Source organism: Macrococcus sp. CoH-51_TC_04 (genome assembly GCF_058188655.1).
The window spans coordinates 1-314 of record NZ_JBVGOY010000047.1; the positions used below are offsets into that span (position 1 = coordinate 1).

Consider the following 314-nt stretch of genomic DNA (forward strand, 5'->3'; position numbering starts at 1 on the left):
TATGGAGCTGACGAATACTAATCGATCGAAGACTTAATCAATTTTATAGATTTTTTATTCGGGATTGCCGGGTAGAACTTAATATATCTTACTTACTTTATCTAGTTTTGAAAGTATAAACTAAAGGTTGAGACGCGCGTCATGGCCCGTATCATTTTTGATAGATTGACTGAGAATCGCCAGATTCGATTGAAATCTAGAAAATGAATAGGGACAGCGAGTTGAAACTGGATATCATATTCTTTCATTTGTCTGGTGACGATGGCAGAGAGGTCACACCTGTTCCCATACCGAACACAGAAGTTAAGCTCTCT

1 rRNA gene is annotated in these 314 nt (G+C 37.9%); it reads left to right on the plus strand.

Going from position 1 to position 314, the window contains the following annotated elements:
- Positions 1–251: 251 nt before the first annotated feature.
- Positions 252–314 (plus strand): 5S ribosomal RNA (gene rrf, locus ACZ2V4_RS11720); the annotation flags it as partial.